The organism is Aquimarina sp. U1-2, from assembly GCF_017897595.1.
Classification (GTDB): Bacteria; Bacteroidota; Bacteroidia; order Flavobacteriales; family Flavobacteriaceae; genus Aquimarina.
In genome coordinates, this window is record NZ_JAGKIK010000002.1 from 143,183 (window position 1) to 169,760 (window position 26,578).

30 protein-coding genes are annotated in these 26,578 nt (G+C 39.5%); 28 read left to right on the top strand and 2 right to left on the bottom strand.

From position 1 onward, the window contains the following. Positions 1-95 precede the first annotated feature (95 nt). Together J8281_RS03425 and J8281_RS03430 are read left to right on the top strand one after the other, a co-directional pair. Positions 96-377, top strand: a complete 282-nt coding sequence (locus J8281_RS03425) for an antibiotic biosynthesis monooxygenase (RefSeq protein ID WP_210196193.1) — start codon at positions 96-98, stop codon at positions 375-377. A 33-nt stretch (positions 378-410) separates the two neighbouring features. Further along, entirely contained in the window at positions 411-1,631 is a 1,221-nt protein-coding gene (locus J8281_RS03430) for a cation:proton antiporter (protein ID WP_210196194.1), read from the top strand. Between the two features lie 31 nt (positions 1,632-1,662). Here J8281_RS03430 and J8281_RS03435 read toward each other — a convergent pair whose 3' ends face one another. Continuing rightward, positions 1,663-2,625 (bottom strand): AraC family transcriptional regulator, encoded by a 963-nt coding sequence (locus J8281_RS03435; protein ID WP_210196195.1) that lies wholly within the window; start codon positions 2,623-2,625, stop codon positions 1,663-1,665. Positions 2,626-2,820: 195 nt separating this feature from the next. On the opposite strand from J8281_RS03435, the gene J8281_RS03440 reads away from it, so the two are divergent. The 18 genes from J8281_RS03440 (at position 2,821) to J8281_RS03525 (ending at position 20,705) form a co-directional block, all read left to right on the top strand. Continuing rightward, the gene (locus J8281_RS03440) at positions 2,821-5,523 is read left to right on the top strand and encodes a sigma 54-interacting transcriptional regulator (RefSeq protein WP_210196196.1); all 2,703 of its coding nucleotides are present in this window, start codon (positions 2,821-2,823) and stop codon (positions 5,521-5,523) included. A 265-nt stretch (positions 5,524-5,788) separates the two neighbouring features. After that, positions 5,789-6,829 carry a zinc-binding dehydrogenase gene (locus tag J8281_RS03445; RefSeq protein ID WP_210196197.1) on the top strand — a complete coding sequence of 347 codons (1,041 nt, stop codon included), beginning with the start codon at positions 5,789-5,791 and terminating at the stop codon, positions 6,827-6,829. A 315-nt stretch (positions 6,830-7,144) separates the two neighbouring features. Beyond that, positions 7,145-7,762: a (2Fe-2S)-binding protein gene (locus tag J8281_RS03450; RefSeq protein WP_210196198.1), complete on the top strand. Its 618-nt coding sequence runs from the start codon at positions 7,145-7,147 to the stop codon at positions 7,760-7,762. 3 nt (positions 7,763-7,765) lie between these two features. After that, complete coding sequence (locus tag J8281_RS03455; RefSeq protein ID WP_210196199.1) at positions 7,766-8,767, top strand: xanthine dehydrogenase family protein subunit M; 1,002 nt, start codon at positions 7,766-7,768, stop codon at positions 8,765-8,767. After that, a complete protein-coding gene (locus tag J8281_RS03460; protein WP_210196200.1) occupies positions 8,754-10,988 on the top strand; it encodes a xanthine dehydrogenase family protein molybdopterin-binding subunit in 2,235 nt (744 codons plus the stop codon). Before J8281_RS03455 ends, J8281_RS03460 begins: the two co-directional genes overlap by 14 nt. A 26-nt stretch (positions 10,989-11,014) precedes the next feature. After that, the gene (locus J8281_RS03465; RefSeq protein WP_210196201.1) at positions 11,015-12,484 is read left to right on the top strand and encodes an alginate export family protein; all 1,470 of its coding nucleotides are present in this window, start codon (positions 11,015-11,017) and stop codon (positions 12,482-12,484) included. Between the two features lie 4 nt (positions 12,485-12,488). Further along, positions 12,489-13,523 carry an XdhC family protein gene (locus tag J8281_RS03470; protein ID WP_210196202.1) on the top strand — a complete coding sequence of 345 codons (1,035 nt, stop codon included), beginning with the start codon at positions 12,489-12,491 and terminating at the stop codon, positions 13,521-13,523. After that, positions 13,523-14,128 carry an NTP transferase domain-containing protein gene (locus tag J8281_RS03475; RefSeq protein ID WP_246848975.1) on the top strand — a complete coding sequence of 202 codons (606 nt, stop codon included), beginning with the start codon at positions 13,523-13,525 and terminating at the stop codon, positions 14,126-14,128. Before J8281_RS03470 ends, J8281_RS03475 begins: the two co-directional genes overlap by 1 nt. A 310-nt stretch (positions 14,129-14,438) precedes the next feature. After that, positions 14,439-14,915 carry a Dps family protein gene (locus tag J8281_RS03480; RefSeq protein ID WP_210196204.1) on the top strand — a complete coding sequence of 159 codons (477 nt, stop codon included), beginning with the start codon at positions 14,439-14,441 and terminating at the stop codon, positions 14,913-14,915. Positions 14,916-14,935: 20 nt separating this feature from the next. Next, positions 14,936-15,328 (top strand): hypothetical protein, encoded by a 393-nt coding sequence (locus tag J8281_RS03485; RefSeq protein ID WP_210196205.1) that lies wholly within the window; start codon positions 14,936-14,938, stop codon positions 15,326-15,328. Between the two features lie 88 nt (positions 15,329-15,416). Next, positions 15,417-16,034 carry a Crp/Fnr family transcriptional regulator gene (locus tag J8281_RS03490; protein ID WP_210196206.1) on the top strand — a complete coding sequence of 206 codons (618 nt, stop codon included), beginning with the start codon at positions 15,417-15,419 and terminating at the stop codon, positions 16,032-16,034. 70 nt (positions 16,035-16,104) lie between these two features. Continuing rightward, positions 16,105-17,625, top strand: coding sequence for a hypothetical protein (locus J8281_RS03495; protein WP_210196207.1), 1,521 nt, complete (start codon positions 16,105-16,107; stop codon positions 17,623-17,625). A 358-nt stretch (positions 17,626-17,983) separates the two neighbouring features. Beyond that, positions 17,984-18,130 (top strand): hypothetical protein, encoded by a 147-nt coding sequence (locus tag J8281_RS03500; protein ID WP_210196208.1) that lies wholly within the window; start codon positions 17,984-17,986, stop codon positions 18,128-18,130. Then, complete coding sequence (locus J8281_RS03505) at positions 18,111-18,413, top strand: helix-turn-helix domain-containing protein (protein ID WP_210196209.1); 303 nt, start codon at positions 18,111-18,113, stop codon at positions 18,411-18,413. Before J8281_RS03500 ends, J8281_RS03505 begins: the two co-directional genes overlap by 20 nt. Before the next feature lie 12 nt (positions 18,414-18,425). Next, positions 18,426-18,629 (top strand): hypothetical protein, encoded by a 204-nt coding sequence (locus tag J8281_RS03510; RefSeq protein ID WP_210196210.1) that lies wholly within the window; start codon positions 18,426-18,428, stop codon positions 18,627-18,629. Next, entirely contained in the window at positions 18,616-19,839 is a 1,224-nt protein-coding gene (locus J8281_RS03515; RefSeq protein WP_210196211.1) for a hypothetical protein, read from the top strand. Before J8281_RS03510 ends, J8281_RS03515 begins: the two co-directional genes overlap by 14 nt. Before the next feature lie 70 nt (positions 19,840-19,909). Further along, positions 19,910-20,080 (top strand): hypothetical protein, encoded by a 171-nt coding sequence (locus J8281_RS03520; RefSeq protein WP_246848958.1) that lies wholly within the window; start codon positions 19,910-19,912, stop codon positions 20,078-20,080. Positions 20,081-20,144: 64 nt separating this feature from the next. Further along, on the top strand, positions 20,145-20,705 hold the full coding sequence (locus tag J8281_RS03525; RefSeq protein ID WP_210196213.1) for a C2H2-type zinc finger protein: 561 nt from the start codon (positions 20,145-20,147) through the stop codon (positions 20,703-20,705). 149 nt (positions 20,706-20,854) lie between these two features. Here J8281_RS03525 and J8281_RS03530 read toward each other — a convergent pair whose 3' ends face one another. Further along, positions 20,855-21,040, bottom strand: coding sequence for a hypothetical protein (locus J8281_RS03530; protein WP_210196214.1), 186 nt, complete (start codon positions 21,038-21,040; stop codon positions 20,855-20,857). A gap of 181 nt (positions 21,041-21,221) precedes the next feature. On the opposite strand from J8281_RS03530, the gene J8281_RS03535 reads away from it, so the two are divergent. The 8 genes from J8281_RS03535 to J8281_RS03570 all read left to right on the top strand — a co-directional run bounded on the left by J8281_RS03535 (position 21,222) and on the right by J8281_RS03570 (position 26,569). Then, the gene (locus J8281_RS03535) at positions 21,222-21,683 is read left to right on the top strand and encodes an LEA type 2 family protein (RefSeq protein ID WP_210196215.1); all 462 of its coding nucleotides are present in this window, start codon (positions 21,222-21,224) and stop codon (positions 21,681-21,683) included. After that, a complete protein-coding gene (locus J8281_RS03540) occupies positions 21,683-22,639 on the top strand; it encodes a transglutaminase-like domain-containing protein (RefSeq protein WP_371812577.1) in 957 nt (318 codons plus the stop codon). The genes J8281_RS03535 and J8281_RS03540 overlap by 1 nt, the downstream gene beginning before the upstream one ends. A gap of 6 nt (positions 22,640-22,645) precedes the next feature. Next, the gene (locus J8281_RS03545) at positions 22,646-24,013 is read left to right on the top strand and encodes a hypothetical protein (RefSeq protein ID WP_210196217.1); all 1,368 of its coding nucleotides are present in this window, start codon (positions 22,646-22,648) and stop codon (positions 24,011-24,013) included. 30 nt (positions 24,014-24,043) lie between these two features. Further along, the gene (locus J8281_RS03550; RefSeq protein ID WP_210196218.1) at positions 24,044-24,619 is read left to right on the top strand and encodes a hypothetical protein; all 576 of its coding nucleotides are present in this window, start codon (positions 24,044-24,046) and stop codon (positions 24,617-24,619) included. A gap of 32 nt (positions 24,620-24,651) precedes the next feature. Beyond that, positions 24,652-25,275 (top strand): hypothetical protein, encoded by a 624-nt coding sequence (locus J8281_RS03555; RefSeq protein WP_246848959.1) that lies wholly within the window; start codon positions 24,652-24,654, stop codon positions 25,273-25,275. Positions 25,276-25,410: 135 nt separating this feature from the next. Then, positions 25,411-25,680 carry a hypothetical protein gene (locus J8281_RS03560; protein WP_246848960.1) on the top strand — a complete coding sequence of 90 codons (270 nt, stop codon included), beginning with the start codon at positions 25,411-25,413 and terminating at the stop codon, positions 25,678-25,680. Further along, positions 25,677-26,249: a hypothetical protein gene (locus J8281_RS03565; protein ID WP_210196221.1), complete on the top strand. Its 573-nt coding sequence runs from the start codon at positions 25,677-25,679 to the stop codon at positions 26,247-26,249. The genes J8281_RS03560 and J8281_RS03565 overlap by 4 nt, the downstream gene beginning before the upstream one ends. A 23-nt stretch (positions 26,250-26,272) precedes the next feature. After that, positions 26,273-26,569, top strand: coding sequence for a hypothetical protein (locus tag J8281_RS03570; protein WP_210196222.1), 297 nt, complete (start codon positions 26,273-26,275; stop codon positions 26,567-26,569). Positions 26,570-26,578 lie beyond the last annotated feature (9 nt).

The following is a 26,578-nucleotide window of genomic DNA, read 5'->3' on the forward strand; positions in this document are numbered from 1 at the left end:
AAATTTAAAAAGTACCAGAGCTACTTTGAAAACTACCAAGCAAATGCTCTTTTAACCCTTTAATTTTGCTTTAGAAATTAAAATTTTATAAAAAAATGATACACGTAATAGTAAAACATTCTCTCTCAGAAGCTGGTAAAAAATATTTCTCAGAGTGGGTTAACGAGTTGCATTCACTTGCCTCAAAACACGAAGGGTTTATTGAGGTCAAAGTAATCAAAGATTTGCAAGAAAAAGATAGTTCAGTATTGTTGTTGGAAATGGATAATATGAACCATCTCCAACAATGGAGAACTTCAGCAGATCACGATAAAATCTTATCCAAACTACACCCTTTTCGACAAGGAGGTTCAACAATGCAAACTTTTGAATGGTAGGATATCTTTGCTTTCACCTTTAAATCAATTGTTATGGAAATTCATATCCTACTCAATATTTTCATCTTATTTGGTGTTACCACGGTCATCATCGTGTTTTGTAATTTTTTAAAGATTCCGCATCTTATTGGTTATCTAGCAACAGGTATTCTGTTGAGCCCAAACACCTCTGAAATTATGAATAGCGCACACGAAGTAGAAACTTATGCGGAGATTGGTGTTATCCTTTTGCTATTTACAGTAGGCTTGGAATTTTCATTCGGTAATCTGAAAAAAATAAAAAAATTCGTCCTTCTAGGAGGCACATTACAGGTACTGCTTACCATTTCCATTACTGCAGTTCTTACCTATTGCATTGGTAGAACTATCGAAGAAAGTATATTCTGGGGTTTCGTCACTGCACTAAGTAGCACCGCAATAGTAGTAAAAATACTTCAAGACCAATCTAAGTTAGAAACCCAGACAGGAAAGGTCATTTTGGCCATGTTACTGTTTCAGGATATTGTGATAGTCCCTTTTATGCTGTTCACACCTATTTTAGCGGGTGAAGGAAGAAGCCCCGTATTGGAGATGGGGCTTTTATTACTAGAGTTAGGAGCCATTGCATTATTAGCATGGATACTGGCGAAATATGTCATTCCAAAATTTTTATCTCTCGTAATGAGAAAACCTAGTCAGGAGGTTTTTTTGGTAGCCAGTATTTTTATTGTAACGGGTATCGCACTTTTCACCTCATGGTTAGGGCTTTCGTTAGCTCTAGGGGCATTTATAGCTGGGTTAATTATTGCAGAAACAGAGTATAGTCGTTTGGCGGTTTCAAGCTTTATGCCCTTTCGGTATGTATTTATAGGGTTCTTTTTTATTGCTATGGGAATGTTGTTAGATTATCATACTTTTCTTGAGCAGTTTCCTAGAATATTGTTTTGGTTCAGTTTCATTGTAATCGTTAAAATAATTGCTGGTACACTTGCTGCTAGGTTCTTAAAAATGCCATTAAAAGTATCTTTTGCAGTGGGTTTATCATTGGCACAGATCGGTGAATTTTCATTTGTAATATCCAAAACGGGACAGGAATATGGACTGATTACTGAGACCAATTACCAAATTTTTTTAGCGGTATCTATATTGACCATGTCTTTGGCACCCTTTATACTGAATAACTTAGAGATAATCTCACAATCATTTACTAGATGGAGAACAGCAAAAGATGATAAAGTTCAAAATAAGGTTAAGGAAACTCTGAAAATAAATTAATATCAGTTAAATATTTAATTTTAAATACGCCTTAAACTAATTTACTATTCTTTTTCCTGAATTGTAATGGAGACATTCCTGTATACTTTTTAAAAAACCGACCAAAATAGGGAGGATTATTAAAATCTAGTGTATAACAGATTTCTTGTATTGTTAAGTCTGTCTGCAAAATCAAGCACTTAGCTGCTAATAAATATCGCTCGATAATTACTGTTTTTGTGCTTTTACCATAGTGTTTTTTTATTTCTCTGTTTAGATGATTGGGGTGCACGTTGAGATCTTTTGCAAACTCTGCTACTCCTTTATTAGTGACTAATTTTTTTTTAATGCCTTGGGTAAAATGGTCTTCGAGTAGTTGTACAAATCTTGGACCTACTGATGTTTCATTAGCACTATCATCACCTAAATGTTCTCTGTTATTCTTGTCGTTATATTTTTTTATTCTGATTAGCAATTCTGTTACCCAAAGTTGAATCAATTCATAATCGTATGCTTCTTTTCGGATATACGCTTCATATATATTTGCTAAAACATCTAAGCATTTTTCAAAATCTTTAGACTGTACAGAGTAATTAATCTTATCTGGGAAAACAAGAAAAGGAAATTCGGTCAACATGTTTTTGTTATATCTTAGATTTTTTAAGAAACCCTTTGAAAACACAAGGATGTAGCCTTCGGCATTTTCCACAGCTTTCCAGTTTTTCATCTGGCCGGGACAAGATACATAGAGATTTTTTCCCTGTAAATCTACTTTTTTGGCTTGACTAAACTTAACAATACGCCCATGCTTCAAAATGTATAAAAAGTAAAAATCCTGAACATAAACTTTTGGCAACTGGCTATAAGATGTACTAAAAACATCAAGTGTATCTGTATAAAACCCATTTTGTCCCCACGGGAAGATCAAATTCTGGTACACATACTTTTCTCCACGAATGTGATCTACAAATTCATCGAGTTTCAAGGTATCTATTGCATTAATTGATTTATTCATACCAAAGCATAATCGAAGTTTATACCAGCTTTCAAATATTATATAAGAAATTGATTATCAGTATTTTGAATTTGAAGTAATTGCTTAGTAGAGTAAAAACCCAAAATAACGATTAATTTAATGGTGAAATTCCCAATTTTTAGGTGAATAACTATTATATTTCTACAGTAATTGAAATAGATACCAGTCATCAACATGCATGAAGAAAATTATTTGAAAAAGGTTGAGAAGCTTGAAAAAGAAAATGCTCGGCTTATCAAGGAAAAACAACTCACCGAAAAGCTGCTGGGCATCAGTGAGGCACTTGTGAACGTAAGCCAACGCCACCAACTCTTTCACCTCATCACCGAAAGGATAGGTAAACTGTTACCGATGGATGATTTGGCCATTGTCATCGTAAATGAGGACAATACCCAGTGGAAAGACATTTCTATTGAAAGACATTTTTCCACATCGACACTGTCTGGCCTGATAGAAAAAGATTTCCATTTTTGGCAGCCAATGAACAGTCTCGTTGAGCATCTACTTTCGACAACTGAGGTGATGACCATTGAGAATTATAAGAAGTTCAAAGACTTCCCTGTGGGATTTCTAGCTGTTATGGAAGACGAGGGTTTAAAAGAATTCATACATACCCCGTTGCGTATGTCTGGTGAAACTTTTGGCTTTTTAGTCTTCGATTCCAAAGAAACGGGCACCTATTCCAAAAAAGACTTTTCCCTCTTCCAGGCCATTGCCGACCAGTTGGCTGTAACGGTAAGCAACGTACTGGCCAATGAAGCATTGATGGAAGAAAAGAAAAAGACCGAAGACCTGCTGGCCGTTACCGAGAGCATTGCCAACATCACCACCGGGCCCGAACTGGTCAAAGCCATTTTTGACAAACTGCAAAAAGTATTTCCCTTTGATGATGCCGGGCTGTTCCATTTAGACATAGACTTACAAAGGGAACGTGATCTTATAGTCGACTATAGTTACGAAGTAGGTATTAATTTGACTCTAAAAGAAAACGGTCTGACGGGTTGGCTACCAATGAGCGGTACTACCAAGAGTATTATTAAAAACCAGCATATTTTGATGGGAACTGAAATTTTTGACCTGCTAGAACATCCACATTTTAAGAATCCTGATATCCGTGATTTTAAAAGTGTTATTGCCGCTACACTCAAAAAAGGAAAGAAAAATATCGGTCTACTTTATTTTTGGAGCAGAAAGGAAAATGCATTTAATGGGCAACAATCCTTGTTTAAATCCATCACTGATCAAATGACTGTGGCACTGAGCAATATTATAGCTAACGAGGACATTCAGGAACGAGATCGTGAAAAAACCTTGCAGCTGAGTGTTATCAATGCATTAACAGAAGGAATTGAGTGGAAAGACAAATTACTAGGTTTTGCAAAGATTCTACAATCATGCATTCCCTTTCACTTTATTTCCTTCGGCATGATACATGATATTCCCGGGCTTCCAAACTTGGGCTTTGAGTGTATTGGTCCTAATGAATATCGCGATATCGATATCTTCACCTTTGTTAAACTTACTAAACTTAGTAGAAAAGAGCTGCAAGGGCAACTTGCAAAAGATATGGCCACTAAGCCTTTGGTATTGAACAAAGAGGAGTTTTTTACAGCACTTAAAAAGAATATTATCAAAAAGGCGATGTACGATGTTTTTGGTCATCGAAGTATGATGGTCTATCCTTTTCCCATTGCCAAAAAAAGGATACTTTATATTGCTTTCTACAGTAAATCTGAAAATGTTTATGCCAAAGAGCATATCGAACTAATGGAGCGTTTACACCCCTCATTGGTTTTGATATTTGAAAAACTACTGGCCTACGATGAGATTAAAGAACTCAACAAAAAGTTGGCAGAAGAAAAAAGCTATTTGCAAGAGGAGCTACAACCCGGCAATAGCTTTTCAAACATCATTGGCAAAAGCCTGGCCATACAAAGGGTATTTCAACAAGTGCGCGAAGTAGCAGCCATAGACATACCCGTACTTATCTTAGGAGAAACTGGTACCGGCAAAGAGTTGGTAGCAAAGGCCATTCACGAGAACTCACCTCGAAGAGAACACCTCTTAGTAAAGGTTAACTGTGCTGCTATTCCAAAAGATACAGTAGAAAGTGAGTTATTCGGACACGTGAAAGGAGCATTTACCGGGGCTATCAAAGACCGTGTGGGTAAGTTTGAACTAGCTGATAAAGGAACTATTTTTCTAGACGAGATTGGAGAAATGCCACTTGACCTTCAGGCAAAACTGTTGCGTGTAATTCAAGAAAAAGAAGTAGAAAGAATGGGTAGCAATCAGTTAAAAAAGATTGACTTTAGAATAATTGCTGCGACCAATCGTAGACTTGAAGAAGAAACCCAACTAGGAAATTTTCGTCTAGATCTTTTTTATCGCTTAAGCGTTTTTTCAATACAATTACCTCCTTTACGTGACAGGGGTGATGACATTTTGTTGATTGCCAAGGAAGTTGCTCAGCGTTTTTCGAAAAAATTAGGGTTTACATTCAAAGGTTTTACAAAGGAAAGCGAACGAGTCATGTTGGATTATCAATGGCCAGGGAATGTGCGAGAGCTTCAAAACCTAACCCAACAAGCACTCATTACACAACGTCATGAAAAGCTCAACCTGCAACCAGGGAATGTATACCTTGATAGGCTAGGTATGTCCGAAAGTTTTGGAATTGTGCAAGAGAATTTAGAAGACATAACCATGGAAGATATCAAGCGTAAAAAAGAAATTCTTGAAAAAGAATACCTAGAAATGGTAATGCATAAAACCAAATGGCGTGTTAGTGGAAGGCATGGCGCTGCTGCACTCCTCGACATGAAAGCTACTACGTTGGAACATCGTTTAAAGAAACTTGGTATCACCAGGAAATAAGTGACTCATTGTAGTTTTACAAATGACGCCTCGTTATGGTACTTTTCTAGAATAGAGGTGTAGCGTACATTTCCACTCTTTCGTTTATTAAAGCGGCTTTTAGTAAGCCCTTTTTCCTTTCACCTATACAGAGCAAAAGTACCATCATCTGTTAGAAAACTACTCATATGCTAATCCAATTACCGTATATCTTAGTACTCAACATCAAGTGTTAGGTACGTTTGGTTTTACTTATAGGTCATGGTTAAATTAAAAAAATAATTCTATGAAAGCTGCACTTTATTACGGAAAAGAAGATATTAGAATTGGTACGGTTCCAGATCCCGAGATTGTTTTACCTACCGATGCTATAGTTGGCATCACTCACTCGTGTATATGTGGGTCAGACCTTTGGTTTTATAGAGGCTACTGGCCTCATTGGCAAGAGGGTTATCGCACGGGTCATGAGTGGATGGGTATTGTAGAAGCAGTAGGTGCAGAAGTCAAGACAGTAAAAAAGGGAGACCGCGTATTGGCTCCGTTTGCATTTTCTGATGGCAAATGTGAAGCTTGCGAGGATGGAGTCCCCACCTCTTGCTACCACGGAGGTTTTTGGGGTGGTGAGAACGATGGTGGCCAGGCAGAGGCAATACGCGCACCATTTGCAGATGCTACTCTTGTGAAAATTCCGGGTAATGCTGATAATGATAGAAACTTACTAAAATCACTTCTGCTCCTCACAGACGTAATGGGCACAGGGTATCACGCAGCTTTCAGCGCAGGCGTAAGACCAGGAAGTGTGGTAGCTGTGGTTGGGGATGGAGCTGTTGGTTTATGTGCTGTGCTATCTGCCAAGAAACTGGGGGCGGAGCGAATTATATTGTTAGGTAGTCACGATGAGCGTATTGCGATAGGTCGAAAATTCGGAGCTACTGACATAGTGAAAAAACGAGGAGAAGAAGCCATCGATGAAATAAAATCACTAACGGGGCACGGTGTAAAATACACCTTAGAATGTGTAGGGACAGATGTATCTATGCAAACAGCTGTTAAAATTACAAAACCCGGGGGTGCCATCGGCTATGTAGGCGCACCCCATGGAGATAATCCATTGGACTTGGGGTATTTGTTTGCGAATAATATTCGGCTTTCTGGTGGTCTAGCACCAGTACGAAATTATATTCCAGAGCTTATGAATGATGTTGTTAATGGTTGGATTGATCCTGCACCGGTACTGAATCTTGAGGTATCCCTCGACGACGTGCCTCAAGGGTACGCAGCGATGGATAATCGAGAGGCGATAAAAGTAATGGTAGTGAACGATTGATAAATGGGTTTCTTTACAAATCAAAGCCTATACTTAGCAGAAAATAAACAGAGAAGAAAGACTTAACCGCAACAATTACTCACAAAGCAAAATCGGCAAGAGGCTATTTGACGATTTTCTGAAAGTGGCTGGATAAATAATACTTCAAAGCAGTCTGTTAAATGTTTGAAGATCATTCCACTGGTGGGCTTTTTTATCTTGGTTAGTTATGGGCTTCATGAAAAGTACCATGATTAGTTTGAAATGTACCATATCATTTTTTATTAAAAAGCGAAATTGCTTAGGAAGAAACCACCAGATTAAAATTTACTTTACATGAAAAATAAAGGGCAAAACGAAGAGAAACAAGGATTAAGCCGTAGAAATTTTTTGCAAATTTCTGGGACTGCCACTGCAGGTGTGGCCGCTCTTCCGCTACTCGGCTCTACCATAGGTCCGAACCAACAAGAAAAAGTATTTGAGATTCCTAAGGCTGTTGAAATTGTACTTACGGTAAATGGAAAAAAAGAAAGACTAGAAATTGACCCGAGGGCAAGTGTTCTAGATACGTTAAGGTATCGCCTTAACCTCACCGGAACGAAAAAAGGGTGTGATGCAGGCCATTGCGGAGCATGTACAGTTCATATCAATGGAGAACGGAAACTTTCTTGTCTAACCTTGGCCATGAGGCATCAGAATGATGAAATCACTACCATAGAGGGGCTATCGGATGGTGACCAACTTCACCCCCTACAAGAAGCTTTTATTGAGCATGATGCTTTTCAGTGTGGGTATTGTACTTCAGGACAGATAATGTCCGGAGTCGCTTGTATCAATGAGGGACATGCGAAAGACACTGAGGAAATCCGGGAGTATATGAGTGGTAACATCTGTCGCTGCGGAGCTTACCCGAATATCATAAAAGCAGTAGAAACCACAGCAAAAAAAATGTAATTCATGAAACATTTTAACTACACTGTCGCTAACAGCACAAAAGATGCCATAAAGGAAAAAAGTAATCACAAAAATGCCTATTACATCGCGGGAGGTTCCAACCTTGTAGACATGATGAAAGTAGGGATACAACGCCCGGATTATTTGGTTGACATAATGTCCATTCCCTTTAAAGAAATCAAAAAAGAAGGGAACAGTATTCGATTAGGAGCTTTAGTGTCGAACACTGCGGCTGCAGAGGCAGCACTCGTTTTGCAGAATGCTCCATTAGTCACTCAAAGTATAACCAAAGGGGCAACACAACAAATACGAAATATGGCCACGATAGGCGGAAACCTGATGCAGGAACCCAGATGTCCCCACTTTTACGATTTATCATCTGCATGTGGTAGAAGAACCCAAAATGCGGTATGTCCTACCACTACGGAGAAAGGAGACAATCGTAGCAATGCTATTTTTGGAATAAACAATAGCTGCAACATCCCACATCCTTCAGATATGGCAGTAGGTATGCTGGCCCTCCGCAGCAATGTAATCCTACAAGGTAAAAAAGAGGCACGGAAAATGCCCCTTGGCGAGTTTTATCACATCCCCTCAAATGAAAGTACAAAGATTACCTACCTAAAAGAAGGTGAACTAATAACCGCTGTAGAAATACCATTAGAGCCTGGCTTCACACATTCTGCCTATTTAAAGGTGAGAGACCGAAAATCATACGCATTCGCCTTGATTTCAGGTGCTGTTGCATTCAATTTAAAAGACAATTTGATAAATGAATCTGGTATTGCAGCAGGCGGTGTCGGCACCATTCCTTGGCGGTTCAAGAATGCGGAGCAATTCTTAAAAGGAAAAATGGCTACCGTGGAAAATTTCAAAAAAGCCGCGGCCATTGCAATACAAGGGGCAAAAACTGGTAAGCACAACAAGTTTAAGGTACGGCTGCTCGAAAGAATATTAGTACGAACAATGATAATGGCAAAAAATACTCCTTATGGAACAAATTAGTCAACCAAAGAACCGGGTAGATGGCAGAGCTAAGGTAACCGGACAAGCAAAATATTGTAATGATATAGAAGTAGATAACCTATCCTATGGTTACTTGCTTTCAGCTACCATTACAAAAGGAAAGATTATTGAAATAGATACAGAGGAAGCGTCCAATCAAAAGGGAGTCATCAAAATTTTTACCCATTTGAACATGCCTCGATTGTATAAAACGGGTACACGGGTTTCTGCTTTTCTGCCCAGTGACGACAGTGGTCAGCAAACCCACGTTCCCCTTCAGGATGAGAATATCTATTATGACCTGCAATATGTTGCATTGGTTGTAGCCGAAACTTTCGAGATAGCTCAAGAAGCTGCAGGATTAATTAAAGTATTGTATTCAAAAGACCCTGTTTTTTTTGAAGAACACCCAAACCCTGAAAAAGGTGAGGAATTAGAATTGCTTTATGAAGTTGTTGAAGGTCAGTATGAACGTGGAGAACCTGATAAAGCCTTTTCCGATAGTACGGTAAAGATTGAAAGGGAATTCACCACTCAAACGATGCATCATAACCCGATGGAAAGACATGGTACCACTGCTATATGGGATAATGATTTTGTGACTATTTATGAGCCCAGTGCTTGGGTATTTGGCCATAGAAAAGGAGTCTCGGAGATGCTTGGTATACCGCAAGAAAAAGTACGTGTGATTTCTACCTATGTGGGCGGTGCTTTTGGCGGAAAAGGCCTTACTGCTCCACATACCGCTATTGCAGCTGTTGCCGCAAAGGAAACCGGCAGACCAATTAGGATGGAGCTCACTCGTAAACAATTATTTGGGGTCGTAGGTTTTCGCTCAGCTACTTATAGTAAAGTCAAAATGGGAGCCGAGAAAGATGGCACCATCAATGTTGTGGATATTGAAGCTACAGCAGAAGCTCCAAGTTTCCAAAATACTATTTACGAAACTACTGTTATGTCCCCAAGGCACATGTACAATAATAAACATATGAGAGCTAACATGATGGCCGCTCGAAACTATATCAGTGGGTCGGTACCAATGCGCTCTCCGGGTGAGTCCAGTGGAATGTTTCTATTGGAATCCATGATTGATGAGCTAGCCTATGAGGTTGACATTGATCCTATTGAAATTCGCAGAAAGAATAATGCTGAGATTAATCTGGACTTTAATATCCCATGGTCTTCTAAGTACCTGATGGAATGTTTTGATAAGGGAGCTGAAAAGTTTGGCTGGAAAAATCGTAACTCCAAAATAGGAAGTATGCGGAAAAATGGTATGCTAATCGGTTATGGTGTAGCCAGTTCTACATATCCAACGCTAAGGGTTGCTGCATCAGCAAAAGCACGATTGAATGAAGATGGCACCCTGGAGGTGTTGTCGGCAACGCATGAAATTGGTACGGGAACGTATACCATCGTTAGTCAGATAGCCGCTGATGCTATGTCCTATCCAATCGAAAAAATAAAGGCTAAAATGGGGGATACAGTGTACCCTAAATCCCCGCCTTCCGTTGCCGGATTTACAGTGGCGAGTACTGGTACCGCTGTCATGGAGGTCTGTAATAAACTTAAAGATTACCTTATTGAACTTGCCGTCTTAGACCCTCAGTCGCCATTATATAAAAAGGATGCTAATGCGGTACAAGTATCCAAAGGTGTTATGACACTAGGTAATGATACGGATAGCTTTGTAGCAGTGGTAAAAAGAAGTCAAAGGCGCTTTATAGAAACCAGCGTTGACTCTGCACCTGGGCCAGACCGTTTCAAATATTCTTCTTACTCTTTTGGTGCTAATTTTGTAGAGGTAGAAATAGACCCTATCACTTGCTGGGCAAAGATTAATCGTGTGGTTGGAGTCTACGATGCAGGGAAAATTGTGAATCCAAAAACTGCACATTCTCAACTTGTTGGAGGCTGTGTTTTTGCTATTGGAATGGCCATGCAAGAGGCTACAGAAAGAGACTTAACGACAGGTAGATATATAAATGCTGACTTAGGAGGATATCACATGCCGGTACAGGCCGATATACCGGATTTAGATTTGTCATTTTTACCTTATGATGATAAAAAGGCTAACCCATTAGCCATAAAATCGGTTGGTGAGCTAGGTGGTGTTGGTTTACAAGCCGCAATTATGAATGCCATATACCATGCTTCTGGGGTGCGCTTGAGATCATTACCCTATAAACCTGAGAAACTACTTGGGATGACGATTACCTAAGCTTAAAAGTCCAAAAATATCAAAGCATGAAAGGTCTAAGTAAGTTTGGTAGAGGAATTCTTATATCCCTATCAATAGCGTTTTGTAATGAGAGTTATAGCCAAGAACCACAAAAAGAAGATGAAATAGAGGTGAATGAAATACACGGTCAGCTTTTTATCCAGCGTAGGTTTAATATGATAAGATATATGGATGAGTTTGATTACCTCAAAAACGCTGAGAAAATAAATGGTTGGGAAAAAATCAAATTCATTAAACTTAATGAAGAAGGGACTTCTTATCTTTCTCTTGGTGGTAACTCCAGAAGTGAGTTTGTTTATCTAAGAACAGCGACAGATGGAGAAGAAACAAAAACCGAGAACGAATACTTCTGGGACCAGCGGTTATTGATTCATACAGATTTCCATTTAAAAAATCATCGCCTTTTTGCACAATTGGTGAACGCTTGGAGAGTGGGAGATGAAGCTTCTATAAGTTCTCTTGATGAGGATGACCTGACCTTTCAGCAATTGTTTTATGAGCTGGATTTCGGTACAAATTCCTTCCAAGGCTATTTGAGAATGGGCAGACAGTCCATGTTTTTAGGTTCAGGGCGTTTTTTTTCAGTTCGTGAAGGACCCCCTAATATGAGGTTGTCTTATGATGGTGCGAGGTTAGGCTTGGCTAACGGAATCTGGAACTCCAATATCTTTTATTTAAAGGAGGTATTTATTGAAGATGGTGTATTTGATAATGAAGCATTTGGGGATAATGAGTTATATGGAGTGTACAGTAGCTTAGACCTTGGCTCGGGGGAACATACAAAAGTGTTGGATTTCTATTATGCTGGCCTGGGCAGACCAAATGTAGTGTATCAAAACTTGACGGGACAGGAAGAAAGACATACATTGGGTTTACGCTTTTTATACCAATCCGTTGGAGAGCGTGGATATGATGTGGATGCAGAAGCTAATTACCAGTTTGGCGATTTCCAGAATCTCAATATCAATGCATATTCCGTGAGTTTGAATGCCGATCATTTTTGGAACACTACTAAAAATATTGAGCATCGGTTCGGCATTAAAGCCAATGTGTTCAGTGGCGATGGCAGTAGGGATAATGATTTGGGAACCTTCAATCCTATTTATCCGGCTTTGGGCTATTTAAGTCGTGCCGCGCTTATTAATTTTAGCAATCTCTACACTTTTCATCCTTCTTATCGACTGACCTTGTCAAATGGATTTGCTGTCAACATTGAGAATGCTTGGCTATGGCGGCAAAGCAAAAATGACATTATTTATAATGCTGCGGGATTACCATTTTCCTCTATTACGGGGGAGGATGGAATCAGTACTGAACGTTATGTGGGAATGCTTCCCAGTATTGAAGCAGAATGGGCCGTCAACGCCTTTGTAAGTTTCGAACTGTTCTACTCTGCGCTTTATAAAGGTGATTTTTTCGATTCGGTTGAAAATGATATCCATAATGTTGTTTTCACTACTTACTTAAGATTTTAGTACTATGAGAGAGCTTGATGAAATAATACATACCGCATATGTCTGGAATGAATCTTTTGTTTTAGCAACTATTGTTAAAACAGAAGGTTCCTCCTATAGAAAACCAGGAGCCCGCATGCTCATAGGTCAAAATGGTAGAGCCGTTGGTGCAATAAGTGGAGGGTGCATCGAAAAAGAAGTAATTAGGCGATCAAAAGAGGTATTCATATCGGGAGAACCAGTACTGATTGAATATGATGGACGATATCGCCTCGGCTGCAATGGAACACTTTATATTTTGATCGAGCCCTTTGATATTCCTAAGGATACCGCCTTTTGGAAATGTTATTTTCAGGCTTTCAAACATAGGCATCCTTGGAAAATTACCAGTCGTTTTGAAGGAGAAGTGATGGGATCGGTATTCCAATTTGATAAAGAGGAGCGTTTTTCAGCAGACTGGCAAAAATCGATTTGCAAATTTGAGTTGGACAAGAAAAGTAAGGAAGGGGTTTTTACTTCAAGTATACTGCCTTCTCGCCAACTTCATATCATAGGGAGTGAATCAGACGCATTTAAACTGGCTAAAATATCTGCAGAGGTCGGGTTTCAGGTTACTTTGATTGGCCATCCGCAAAATCCTCTTCCATCAAAACCACAGGATCCATATTCAATCATCAACATTGCACCCGAGGAACTTCATATAAACATAGGAGTTGATGAACAAACTGCCGTAGTGCTAATGACACATAGCTACAGTAGAGATTTGTCTTACCTCTTACAACTATTTAAGTTGAACGATATGCCCTACTTAGGTCTGTTGGGTCCGAAACGGCGCAGGGACAGCTTGATATCTGAAGTGATAGAACATATGGAAATCCTTCCGGATTGGCTAGATTCTTCTCTAAGAGCACCCGCTGGACTGGATATCGGAGGTGAGCTGCCAGGAGAGATTGCTGTTTCTATTTTGGCTGAGATACAAGCCATACTATCAAGTCATTCCGCAGCTCCCTTGCTATACAAAAAGACCAATATTCATGATAAATTTTTTGCGGCAAAGTGATGGATTTAGGCTTGGTTAAACAAAGTATCGGGGTAATTGTACTGGCTGGAGGGTCTTCAAGCAGAATGGGCAGGCCTAAGCAGTTATTGCCATTTCAAGGTAAAACATTTATTGAAGGTGTGCTGGATAAGATAATAGCAACTGGACTATCGAAAATTTTAGTCGTAACCGGGGCTTACAACCAGGAATTGACTCCAGTTATTCCTGCCAGTGTAATGGTAGTGCAAAACAGAAACTGGAGGGATGGTATGGGCACTTCAATAGGTAAAGGAGTGAGAGAGCTAATGGCTGTGCATCCTAGTTTAGAAGCTTTAATGATCGTGCTTTCTGACCAACCGTTAATCACTACTGCACATTACACTGCATTGATTGAAACTTTCATAGAGAAAGAGCAAGATGCTGTTGGAACTAATTATAGGCTTAGAATTGGGGTTCCTGCACTTTTCGTCTATAATACTTTTCACTTGCTGAAAGAACTTAAAGAAGATGTTGGAGCTAAAAGACTTCTTAATACTAAGCTAAAGAATGTAACTGGAATAGGTTCATCTGTTAATGTACTGGATATTGATAATGAAATGGACTACAAGAAATTATTGAGTTTGTAAAAAAAATTGAAAATCTGTATGCTTTTTTATTAGGCTGCAGTCATATAATCTTTACTTCCGTCTTAAGCAGCTACAGGGTGATTTTGCATTTAAAAGAGATATTACCTTTCTATTATTAGCCGAGATACTTTGAGGATAACTATGAATCCCATCGGGTTTGAAAAACTAAATATTCGTGGGCATTAAAAGCATTACTCACCTTTTGATAATGTTCATAGATGAAAGGAATAAAAGTGCCACAAACAGTTTGATAAATGCTCAATCCTTGAAATGTATTCATTGTAGATTGTGAGTATCAAAATGATAAACTATGGAAAAACTAAATACTGGATTAACCGAAAAAGACCGCTTTGGCTCAGTAGAATTGCTGAATCATCTGTTGGCTGATGAATATGTATTGTACACAAAAACTCGTAAGTATCACTGGAACGTCAGAGGTATGCAGTTTAAGTCATTACATGAGTTGTTTGAAGAGCATTATCGGGACCTAGAAGAAAAAATTGATGAGATTGCCGAGCGAATAAGGGCCTTAGGACATTATGCTATAGGTACGCTCAAGCAATTCTCTAAACTCACGCGGCTTGAGGAACATGAAGAGGATAATGGAGATGCTAGGAGCATGCTTCAAAACCTCGTCTATGATCACGAATTAATTATCAATCACTTACGAAGCAACCTGGAAACTTGCCAGGAAAAATACCATGATGCAGGTACCAGTGATTTTTTTACAAGCATGATGAAAGACCATGAAAAAATGGTTTGGATGCTGAGAGTTTATTTAGAGTGAAAAATGAATGATATCAAGTGATGAAAACAAACACATTGAACATCGTTGAAAACTGCATTAACGCTATAAAAATGGATAATAAATTGTTGCTGGTCTCTTTTATCAGTGATGACGTCTTGTTTATGGTCAGTAAAAATAACCGGGAAGATCTTTTATATGTAGGTAAAGAGAGATTTTTTGTAGCTCTGGATATTCTGTCATCCGTTCTAAATAAGATCAGGAATTTCGCGATGGAAGTCATCTGGATAGTGGAAGAAAATAAAGCAGTACAAATTATCGCACCCCATCTCAATAAAGGAGAAATCATAAAACAAGATTTAGTGATTGTATATAAGATTATTGACAATAAAATTAAGACTGTAAAGCTGTTTGAGCATCAGGTCATACCTGAAGTGTATCGTTTTACTATTTGACAGCTACCTTTGCAAAGTATCCGTATTCTTATCTGATTGAGACTATTCTCAGGTTGTTGGCTTCATTTCTAGATTTAAGTGGATGATTATGAAAAAGCAATCAGAATACAACAAATTAGAGACTTATCTCGATAGCTTTTCCGTATTAGGCAACAAGGCTACAGCCGAAATTACTAGTAGATTTCAGGTAGAAAAATTTAAGAAGAAAACCCTGTTGATCAAACAAGATGATCTCTGCAATGAACTGTATTTTATTATTAAGGGCAGTTGCAGGTATTTCCATTTTAAAAAAAGAAAGGAGGTTACTCATTGGTTTGGTTTTGAAGGATCATTTTTTACTTCTTTTCAAAGTTTTACAACTGGTGATCCCAGTTGTGAGTATATCCAGCTCACAGAAAAGAGTACTCTGCTTAAAATCACCAAATCTGATTTACATGACCTTTATGAAAAGTATCCGGAATGGCAGACTTTAGGCAGATTGATCGTAGAAAATTATGCAAGAATGTTAATGGAAAGAATAACTTGTTTGCAGATATTTAATGCTACACAAAAATATATTCATTTGTTCAAAACTGAACCCCGTATCCTTCAACGAATGCCTATCATCTATATAGCTTCCTACCTTGGAATAGCACCTGATACTCTAAGCCGGATCCGTTCCCGTATTTTTCAAAAACCTGATAAAGATCAGGAAAATAGTACCTAACGGATATTTTACTACAATCCAGGCTTAAAATCCTTATATTTTTAGTAAGAACACTTAAATAAGGTAGCCTATGGAGTACTTCGACATATTTTACAAAATATTCAATGCTGACTCACCAATTTATGATCATGAAGATACCTATAAAGAGCAGCTCATTTATTTGAAAAGAAGGTATCCGAAATACATTCGACATCATAAAATACAGTTAAGAAAAACCGAAAAAGGTCGATTCCAAGTTGTTGATCACTTGCAGTTTGCTTTTGAAGAACTATCTACTACATTTTTCTCTGACAGTAGTAAGGTTCTAATTTATGACGATCTACCTGAAGCCTCACAAAGTGCCCTGAAACAACTATTAGGAAGAGGGTCTGATCATATTGTGGATATTCGATTGAAGAAAAAACCAGATAGTATACTTTATGAAATTATTACCTCTGAAGATTATCAATCTATCTCCGGGCAGGAAATCCGTTTTTATTTCTACCAGGTATCACTTCATGAAGCGGTTAATGAAATAAAAGGCCAGTTACACCAAAAAGTTTTTGATCTCAAAAACGAAGAGGCAATAAAAGTACATGTCAAAAAGTATCAGGCCGTGATCAATGCCTATATACATGTAATTAATAATGAACGAATTCCTGCTAAAAAACATAATGGGCTATATCAAATTTCAGCAAATAAAACAGATATGGATATTCACAAATTAGCGTTCCAAAAATTAGAAGATATACTTATCTATATGGAAAAGACCTTTTTCAATTATCTGGACCTTTCATTTCCCATTCCCTACTGTAATAGGTTATGGTTGCTGGCCAACTATTCTGATGCATCAAAAGCATTGATAGAAAAGCTTGACAAAACTAAAAGCCTACCCAAGAACCTGCTCAACCTACTCAAAAAACCACTTGAAAACCTGGTGATACATCAGGCAAGGGAGTTCAGTTATTATGATCAACTATATCACATCGAATATATTGATGCTTTAGACGTGTTTTTAAAGCAACACCATCGACTAAGCGAATTTGCGGCTATGTATTTTTTAAAAACATACGATTTTAATGACCATGACTTCTTTCTATATGTGACCCGAAGGATTGCTGATGAAATGAAAAGTAAGAAAACCGTATCAGAGAAATTAAAGACCCTTTATTTTTATGAAAAAACGCTGAAGGAATCTCCTGTAAAAGCCACCTTTGGCTACAACCAGGAACACCTTCCATTTAAAGATCAGATGAGTCTTTGGTTTATAGAAAATATTCAATTCTACAGGCGTAAACTCAAATTTGAACCAGCTTTATCTGTAGGCTCTTTTTCAGAACCTTTGAGTGAATTATATAAAAAGCAACTTGTGTTGATATCTGTTTCGGAGATGTCACTTTTTACACGCCTTTTTTATGAAAATAAGCTTTTAGAGGGTACCCGTAAATCCGTACTGCAATTTGTGAGCAATAGTTATAGTACCTTAAAAACAAAAAATATCTCTATTGAAAGCCTGGATAGGAAATATTATGAATTACCAACTACGACAAAAAGAAACGTCAGACAAGTGCTTAGGAATATGCTCGATCAATTGGATAAATTTGGTAAATAAGGCCTTATTTTCAATGTAATTACCCCAAACATTATAAAATAATTGAAATCTTAGGGTGTATACAGCGTGTACTTTTTATGTTCCAAACCCTCTTGTCTCTGTGATTTTGACAAAACAAAATCCCTTGTTCTGATTAATTTCAAAATTCATAAAACTTTAATTCACTGTTATGCAGATAGTTGAATTTCAGCTAAAGGGGTGGTACACCCGTGTACCACTGTTTTCGCATTAGTTTAATCCTTCTCTTTACCACCATAATATCCTTTAGAAGGTTATAATGGTAAGAAAAAAGAACTGTAAACAGTCTAATAGCATCCATTCCATCCATTTTTCATTTCCGAAAAGCCCTTGGATTCCCATGGAAAATCTGACTGATGAAGTAGTAAAGAACTGTGATCTTATCCGGATAGATAAAGATGGTATTCTTTGGATCTACCGACCATCACTTTTAAAGGCATTAGAAAACCGCATAAAAGAAACTGCTTATGGAAGTGATCGTATTTGAATCAGAAGCATACGAAAAAATGCATCGGGAGATGATCTCTATGATGAAAAAGGCCATCAAGGAGGCATGGGAAGAAGCTATGGAGAAATCTGATCCAGCTAATGATTGGATTTCCAGTGAAGAAGCCCGGAAACTTCTAGGAATAAGGAGCAAGACAAAGATGCAAGAGCTACGTGATCTGGATGAGATCATATACACCAAACCAAAAGACGGCCGTATTATCCGGTATTCAAAACGAAGTATCCTGGAATACCTGAACCGCTACATTCAGAAACCTCTTTAAACTTTGGTAAACATGATCTCCATAAACGAACAACTCGCTTTTCTAGAACTTGAATCCCATTGCTGTGAGCGTGTTTACAAATTTTTGTTATTGGAGTTTGGGGAGAAAAATATCGCTGTATTGGGTAAAGAACTCAAAGTACGACATCAGCACCTGGAAGCCCTTATCCAATCATTGAGAGAACTACAAACTAAAAGCACGTATGAAAACCACTGAACCTAATTGCCTGTATTTTGACTTTTCAGAAGTCTTTTGGAATACTAAGTCCTACATTGACCGATATAACAAAAGGCAAACTCAACTGACAAATAAGCTAAATGCCAACCACCGAGCCACAGCGGAACTCATTACCAGGTTGTATATAAAACAGCTTAACCAGGCTTCACGCTTTCAGGAGTTGGGAAGGGAACAACTTCCAGGTTTCCGAACCTTTAATGTTAGCCTCGCCACCTGTAAGGGTTGTACCAAACGCACTATTATCAATCATAAAGAGCGGCTGAAGCAAGCAGGTTTTATTGTCAGAGAAGAGCATCGAGGAAGTGAAGGGATTGAAATCTGGATCACCCCTGAGGTTTTGGGGCACAAAAAGTTATGCGCAACCTCTGTTGATGGAGTAACAAAAATAGGAGTAGTTACCTCTCTTTTTTATGATAAAGCGAAAAATTTTCACCCTTTAGTTCATGAACAACAAGAACAAAGAAATAATAATATCACTGTTCATAAGTCAATAAGCGGTGTGAGTCAAAAGACTCACCAAGATGATAAAGCTAACACGACAGGAACCATACAAGAACATGATATGAACACGGGGGAAATTGTGCCTTCCGTCCCACAAAATCAAACCAAAGTTTCTGAAAAAGAGACCGAAAAGGTTGGGGCGGAGCACATTTCCTTTTTAAAAAAACAAGTGCTTGATTTTTGGAGGTACACCTACAGCTCTCTTTATCCAGGTTTAATGTTTTGCAAGCCTGAAGAGCAAGAAATCCTCAATCATATTTGGGCATCGGTTTTTCAGAAATTCCGCCTTAAAGGCACTAAAAAGCAATGGGAAAACCACCAAGATATGCTTTACAAACGGGTGGATATGGTCAGGCGCTGGTTAGAGCGCAACCCGAACCACTGGATCCCCAAACCTTATCTCTATTTTCATCATAATAATAAGCGAAATGGTTTTGGTAAAACCTGGGAATGGTATCTGAAGCAGGAAACCCTAAAAAACGAAATTCGCAATCAGATCATCATTCAACAGACCCAACACGAATGGAAGCAACGTGAAAAAGGGGAAGGCAGGCATAAACATAAAACCCGTTTACAACTCTTCCGAATTCATGAAAAACGAATATCCAATTACAAGGATAAAGCCTTAGAACAAGCTTATCAGCGCAGTTTACAACAAACTTTAAAACCACATTATGTTACCAGGTAAATCACAACAAGAAGCCCTCAGCAAATGCATCGTTTACTTTTATGATGGGAATAGCCGGACCTTCTATTCCTTGGATAAGTCGCACAAAAATGCCAAACCCAATCAGTCACTAGGCATTCGAAGGCTGGAAAAAATGGTAATGGAAACCTTCAAAGGGCAATGGGAGACCGCTATTATTTATGAGAACCAAACGAATGGTAAAGAGCTGGTCAAATTCAAAAATGGCAGACGGTTATTCTAGCAAACTGATTGAAAAACATGCATAGTGGCGCGGAATTGGATGTAAACACGTGTAAACAGACTGTATGGAAGCAAACCAAACCCTATTTGAACGTATTGAAGCTTTTCTATATTCCAGGAAGTTCATCTTTTTGGTGGTCATTGCCGGCACGGTACCAATGATCATGCATTCACATCAGCTCTTCTTTCAGATTTCACCTTTTGAAGGAAGCAGGCTCTGGAAAAATACCTACGCACTCTTCTATGCCATTAGTTTCGACCTTACCATTCTGGTCTTTACCATCCATTACATCAAACGAAAACCACAGCTGTACTCAGTTTTTGTTTTTGTAATCAACCTACTATACTATAATCCGTTTGAATTTATTCCTGTAGAGTGGATGATGGGATTCACCAAGATTTTCATTGCAGGAGTATTGGCGTTTACAGGCTACAGCTATTCAGAACTATTTGTTGAAAAGGTGGCTGAAAACCGTAAAAAAGAACGGAAAAACGGTGTTTACAAAAAGACAACTAACGATGTAAACATTCAATCTACTATCGATGAATTCAAGTGCAATGAGTGTGGTAGGAGATTCGCTTCCATAAAAGCATTGAATGGACATATGGTGGCACATCGAAATTGAAATTTCCCCCCATTTCTATTATTTTCCAAATGATAGCTTTAACTAAATCATTCTATAAAAAGGTTCAAAAAACACACAAGACAGGTACTCTAAGTACCTAAAAATCATAAAAAATAAACTATTGATTTCAATCAACCTCCCTGATTCCTTCATCTGCCAGAACCAAACCACTCCCAAACCAACCTCACTTCCCAGGGATACAGCAATTGCCTCCTACCCGTTTCTAATCCTTTCACTTCCTTCAGTTTTACCCGTAAAGTTTCCGGGCTAATGCCAAAGCGTTTAGCCAGTTCTGCCTTGCTCACAAACTTCATATCCCATCGTTTTTCTACCATTAAAGTCTGTTTTAATTCATTAAAGTCTTAAGACCCTTAACTTCAGTTCAAAACTTAAAAATCCTCTCTAATCTCCCAAAAATAAACTTTTTACCACGAAATACCTGGAACGTAACGGGCTATCCCAGACCCATTTGACCCGTGTATTAAAAAAATATTCCTTTGATCAAAAAGCAAAGTTATGTTCAAATGGATCGCAGGCGGATTGGCCACATTTTTTGCAGGGCGTTATTTACTCCGGCTCAACAAAGCCGCTGAGACCATTACGTCCAGAATCTCCATCGTCCTTCATAAAGTAGCCCTGTCAGGATTGGAATTAAAAGCTATAGTACGCCTTCAAAACCCTAACCCCATTGCCCTCAACTTGCAGTACCCTTTTGTAAAAATTACCTACAAAGGCAATACTCTAGGCACAACGGAGGTGCGTAATGAAATCATCCATCTACCCGAGAACAGCGAACAAAATTTTGAGTTGAAAATACAATCTTCCGGCTGGCTTTCCCTTATCCAAATATTAGGGACAGAAATCGTTACTAGAATCCGAAGCGGTGAGAACATTGTTCTGAATATTACTGCCACCACTACGAGTAGAATCAACAACATACCCTACGAGCAAGTCGATCAAATACAACTCAGTATCTAATGGAAGCACTACAGAAGAGACATATAAAACCTGGGCTTGAGTTCGACTCCCTGATCCCCAAGAGCCATCACCAGGATACAGTAATCCGAGGGCCAGGAAAGGCACAGTTGCACCATACTCTAAGCTTGATCAAGCAAGTAGTGCACGAAACCAAGGATGACACAAAACTTTTGGCAGAAGTGCTCAAGGGCAAAACCCGGAAAGATACCTGTCACAAGATCTGGAATTTTGTCTATGAACATATTCAATACCGCAGGGACAAGACCGGGGTTGAGCAGGTCAGACGACCTTCCCGTACCTGGGCAGATCGCCAAAAAGGCGTGGACTGTGATTGTTATACTGTTTTTATTAGCAGTATCCTGACCAACCTGGGGATCCCTCACGAAGTGCGAATTACCAAATACAATGGAAAATCCCATTTTCAGCATATTTATCCTGTTGTTCCAGATGGCGAAACCCACATCGCCATTGATTGTGTAGCAGATGCATTTAACTATGAAGTACCATATTCCGGTTGCAAAGATGTAGCGATCAATAATCCCAATCCTGTAGGTGAAGTATTTGGGTTAAGCGGGGTAGATACTATTGATCTGTTGTCTGGTGGAACACTGGATGATCTTAAACAACCAGACTTACCACTCAGGACATCTGAAAGGTTTCAAACGGAAGCACCCCTGAAACCCTGTTTGGTGAACATTGTCATTAAACCCGTTACCCAATGCATTCCAAAACCAAAACTGGCTTTTTCTAAAGCTATTACAACAAAGAAAGAAGAGCAATCCCCAAAACCCCAATTGCGCCTTGCGCAAGTAGAAGCTCCGGAACTACCTACCGAAGTACAGCCGGAGCTTTTTCAAGAGACAAAGCAAAACCCACTTTCAGGATGGTGGATCAAGACCCTGATTGCCATCGGTGTGGGATATGGGACATATAAAATAGTACAACGCATAAACTAAAAAGACATGGAATTACATCGATTAGACGGACTTTCCGGCACAGGGCTGGATAATATCGACATTCAGGATATAGCATTTGAAACGGTAGAAGATGATTTCAACCCTTCACAAGTGGAAGCTCTGGAAGCCTTGGGGTACGTTAGGGAACCAGACATTATGTATGAAATACAGGATGATGAAGGGAATATCATCATGTATGCAGATGCGGAAGAAAACCTCTATATGATAGATGGCTTGGGAGAGCTGGGTTTTTTCAAAAAGATTGGAAAAGGTCTTAAGAATATTGGAAAATTTGTGAGTAAGAAAGTAGTCAAACCCACCGTAAAAGCCATAGGCAAAGGAGCCAAGTTTGTAGGTAAAAAAGTACTGAAACCCGCTTTCAGAACGTTTAACCGGTTTTTGAACCCAGCTACTATTCTTCTTAGGAACGGCTTTCTTCTGGCTATGAAAACTAACCTTTTCAAAGTGGCCGAGCGCCTCCGTTTCGGGTACCTCAGTGATGCTGAAGCCCGAAAAAGGGGTGTAAATATGCGAGAGTTTTCTAAGCTGAAAAAAGTAGTAGATAAGGCGGGAAAAATCTATGATACTGCAGGGGGTAAAAAGTCCAATCTTAAAAAAGCAATCCTTTCCGGAAAAGGAAACAAAGACAAGGCAGTTCCGCTAAGTGGTTTTGCTTTAGGCAACCCCTTTGAAGAAGACGAAGGCTATAATGATGCTTTTGAACAATTCATTGTAGAAGCCGATGCAGATATTGTAGAGGCCTTTGCCAATGATGAAATAGAGATCGAAGGATTGGGAGCAGTAGCAACAGGAACAGCTATTGCCGCTGCTTCAGGAGCTGTAGGTTCCATTGCCGCATTGTTAGGCAAGATTACGGGTGTATTTGACAAGGCGAAACAGGTTAAGACTCAGGCAGAAAACCTGATCAAACCCTTTCAGCGACCTGTACAAACCAATCCGGTGATCACCTCACCCATCCGCCCGACTGTACCCTTCCAACAAACTTTGATTCCGACAAACACATCATTTCCTGTCCGAACCTCTGTTCCTAGGAGTGTTAGTCCGGCAGTCACTTCAAGGGCAGTCATACCATCGGTTACAACAAAACCAGAGGAAAAAGAATCTTGGCTCAAACGGAATAAAACACCACTGCTTATCAGTGCAGGAGTACTGGTAGCAGGAGGAGGCATCTATTATGCAATGAAACAACGGAAAAAGACTGCTAAGCCTGTCAACGGTATATCCGGCACCAAAACAAAAAGAGATGAGCTGGGCAGGTTTGTGAGTAGTACCCCTTCCCGAAAAAGGACATCCACCAAAACAAAAAGCAAGCGAAAGGCTCCTGAAAAATTAGTTCCGACCGCACTACTATAAATCATCATAAACGAATAAAATCAAAGCATAATGGAAACAAAAGCAAACGTAAAAGATAGCCTCCTGGAAACGGGTAAAAATATGGGATCAGGTATCCTGGGGATGCTGGCTGGCTCAGCTGTGGGGCGTCATTCCCTCTGGCTAGGAGCTGCTACCATTTTTGGAGGTGCCTGGTACCAATACGACTGGCTCATTTCAGCAGGCGTGGGCATGGTCGCTTCTAATGGATTTTCCGGATCGACAGCAGAAACCACTACCGAAGGAGTAGATGGGATTAAAGATGAAGTGGAAAATGCAAAGAACCGTGCACTCAGCTCCTTAAAAGCATTAGGTAAGAAAATCTACCTGGACAAACTTTCTCCATCTATAGGTCAAAAGCTAGGATTGGGAGCTTTAGAAGATCAGCCTCTGGTATTTGTAGGAAGCGAGGTGGCGGATCAAGGCGACTTTGACACCAGCGAAGTAGATGAAATCATTCGCCAACTGGAAGAAGGAAATACAGAAGCACTGATCAACGGACAACCAATGTCCAGTGACTTGGGCAATAACGATATCCTGGAGCTCACGGGCTCCGAAGACATGACCGAACTCAATGCCTTTGGGTAATCCACCATCAAAATCAGTTAAAAATGAATACAATGAAAAAAACATCAAGAGAGCAATTCCTGGAAATTGTCAATGCACACCTTTCCCTCAGAGACCAGGGTAAAAAACATGATCCGGCCATGGTCAAAGTAGCCGAAGGCATCAAGGAAAACCGCCTGCAATTGGCGGATTCTGCCTACTACTCCCTGAAATGGGGAGGTGATAAGGCAACCATCCACATGTTTGAAACGCAGGACGCCAAAGAGATTGGGATTACCAATGTAACTCAATCCAAGCTGCCAAAAGACCGCTTGTTCCTCTGTAACCGGATCATGTTATTGGCTACAGAATTTGAGGGTGACGTTCCCGATTCGGATATGGCCTTCAAAAGACTTCTGAAGTCTACGGATTTTGACAGCATCAAGAAGGTGCCCGGTTTGCAAAATGGTGTTTTCACCTTCATGGCAAACAAAAAGATCATTATCGATGAGCGTCCGATGCAGGAGTTTGTTACCGACAATAACCTGATGAGCAACCTGGGCACCTATTATCTGGAGAGCCCAAGGTTTATCCGAGATGATGAAGAGTTTGAATTTACCATTGAACTGGGTGATGATGCTCCTGAAAGAACACTGATCAAAGTCGTGTTGGCAGGAACCTCTACCGTTCCGGCATAGGCTTAAGCGATGATGGATCAAAATACCAAAGAGACGAGGAAGACTTTCACCTTTTGGGTAGGAGAGGCCAATAGGCCTTACACACCCAATAATTGGGAATTACCTAAGCAGACGAAGTTTGTCAAAGGCCTGCAGTTGACTACTGATCAACCCGATAAGCTCTATTACCGAGGTTGCCAGAAGATCGAGATTGGTGGGGAAGAACTTTTCCCTGAAGGCTTTGAAAGCAGGATTCTCATGTCTTCACTGAATGTAGCACCTAGAGAACGGTTTTTTGATCTGGGAGAAGTTTTGCCTGGGGATCTGTCGGTAAAAATCCGATATGAAGACAAAGACCATTCAAAAGCAATCTTTGCCCAGGGGTATTCGGTTTCTGTCATTCTGTTGTTAGAAGAGTCGCTATGATACGATATCCAGACAAAACCCTTCAGGGAGCAGCACTGATTATCAAAAGGCGGTTTATCCCGATCCGATTAGAGGTGACCCAACCCGGTCAGTATTTGAATTTCAGTCTAAAGCTACCCCACGATATTCAAAAAGTGGCAGGGCTAATTATTACTTCCAGGGTTGCGAATGCATCAGGTTGGATAGATCGGTTTTATGTAGGAAGCAGCCCTTGTGAAATAGATGTCGGAACATTCACCAGAGAATCAGACAATGCTGTTTGTATCGAAGACTTAAACACAGGACTTCTCAATCAAGGTGAGGGTTTTAGGCTACAGGTACAGGTCAAGGAAGATGAGAGATTGCATTATGCTCAACCCAAACGATTGGGAAGTCCAAAGCTAAAGATCAATGGTAATCGCCATGCTTTCCATCATCCACAGGAAACCTGGGTACAGGCATTGGAAGCCTGTGAAGGGGAAACCTACCGCCTTTGGAAAAGCAAAAACAAAGGTTTGGGAGAAGTATGGTTTGAAGTCATTCCAATGCCTGATAGCGATGGAGATGATGATAACGAAGATGATGATTAAAAAACGATTCAATTGAAAGTACGATGAAGCTTGGAACACTATCCTTATTTGAAAAACGGGGCATCTTCTTTAAAGAGGAAGTTCACAATTTAGGTTGTGGTATTGAGCTGAATGATCTGCTGGAACTAGAAAAAGTGGATATCATCGAACCAAAGCTTTGGAATCAGCCAGATCGCATCGAGATCATACCTGTATCAGCTGATGGCAAGACCGATTATGTCACCGGGATTTTTCAAGATAGCGGAATGATGGAAGGGTCTTATGAAGTGACCATTTGGTTGCTGTTGGAGGAAGAACCTGAAATAACCTGTGATGACTGAAGAATTTGC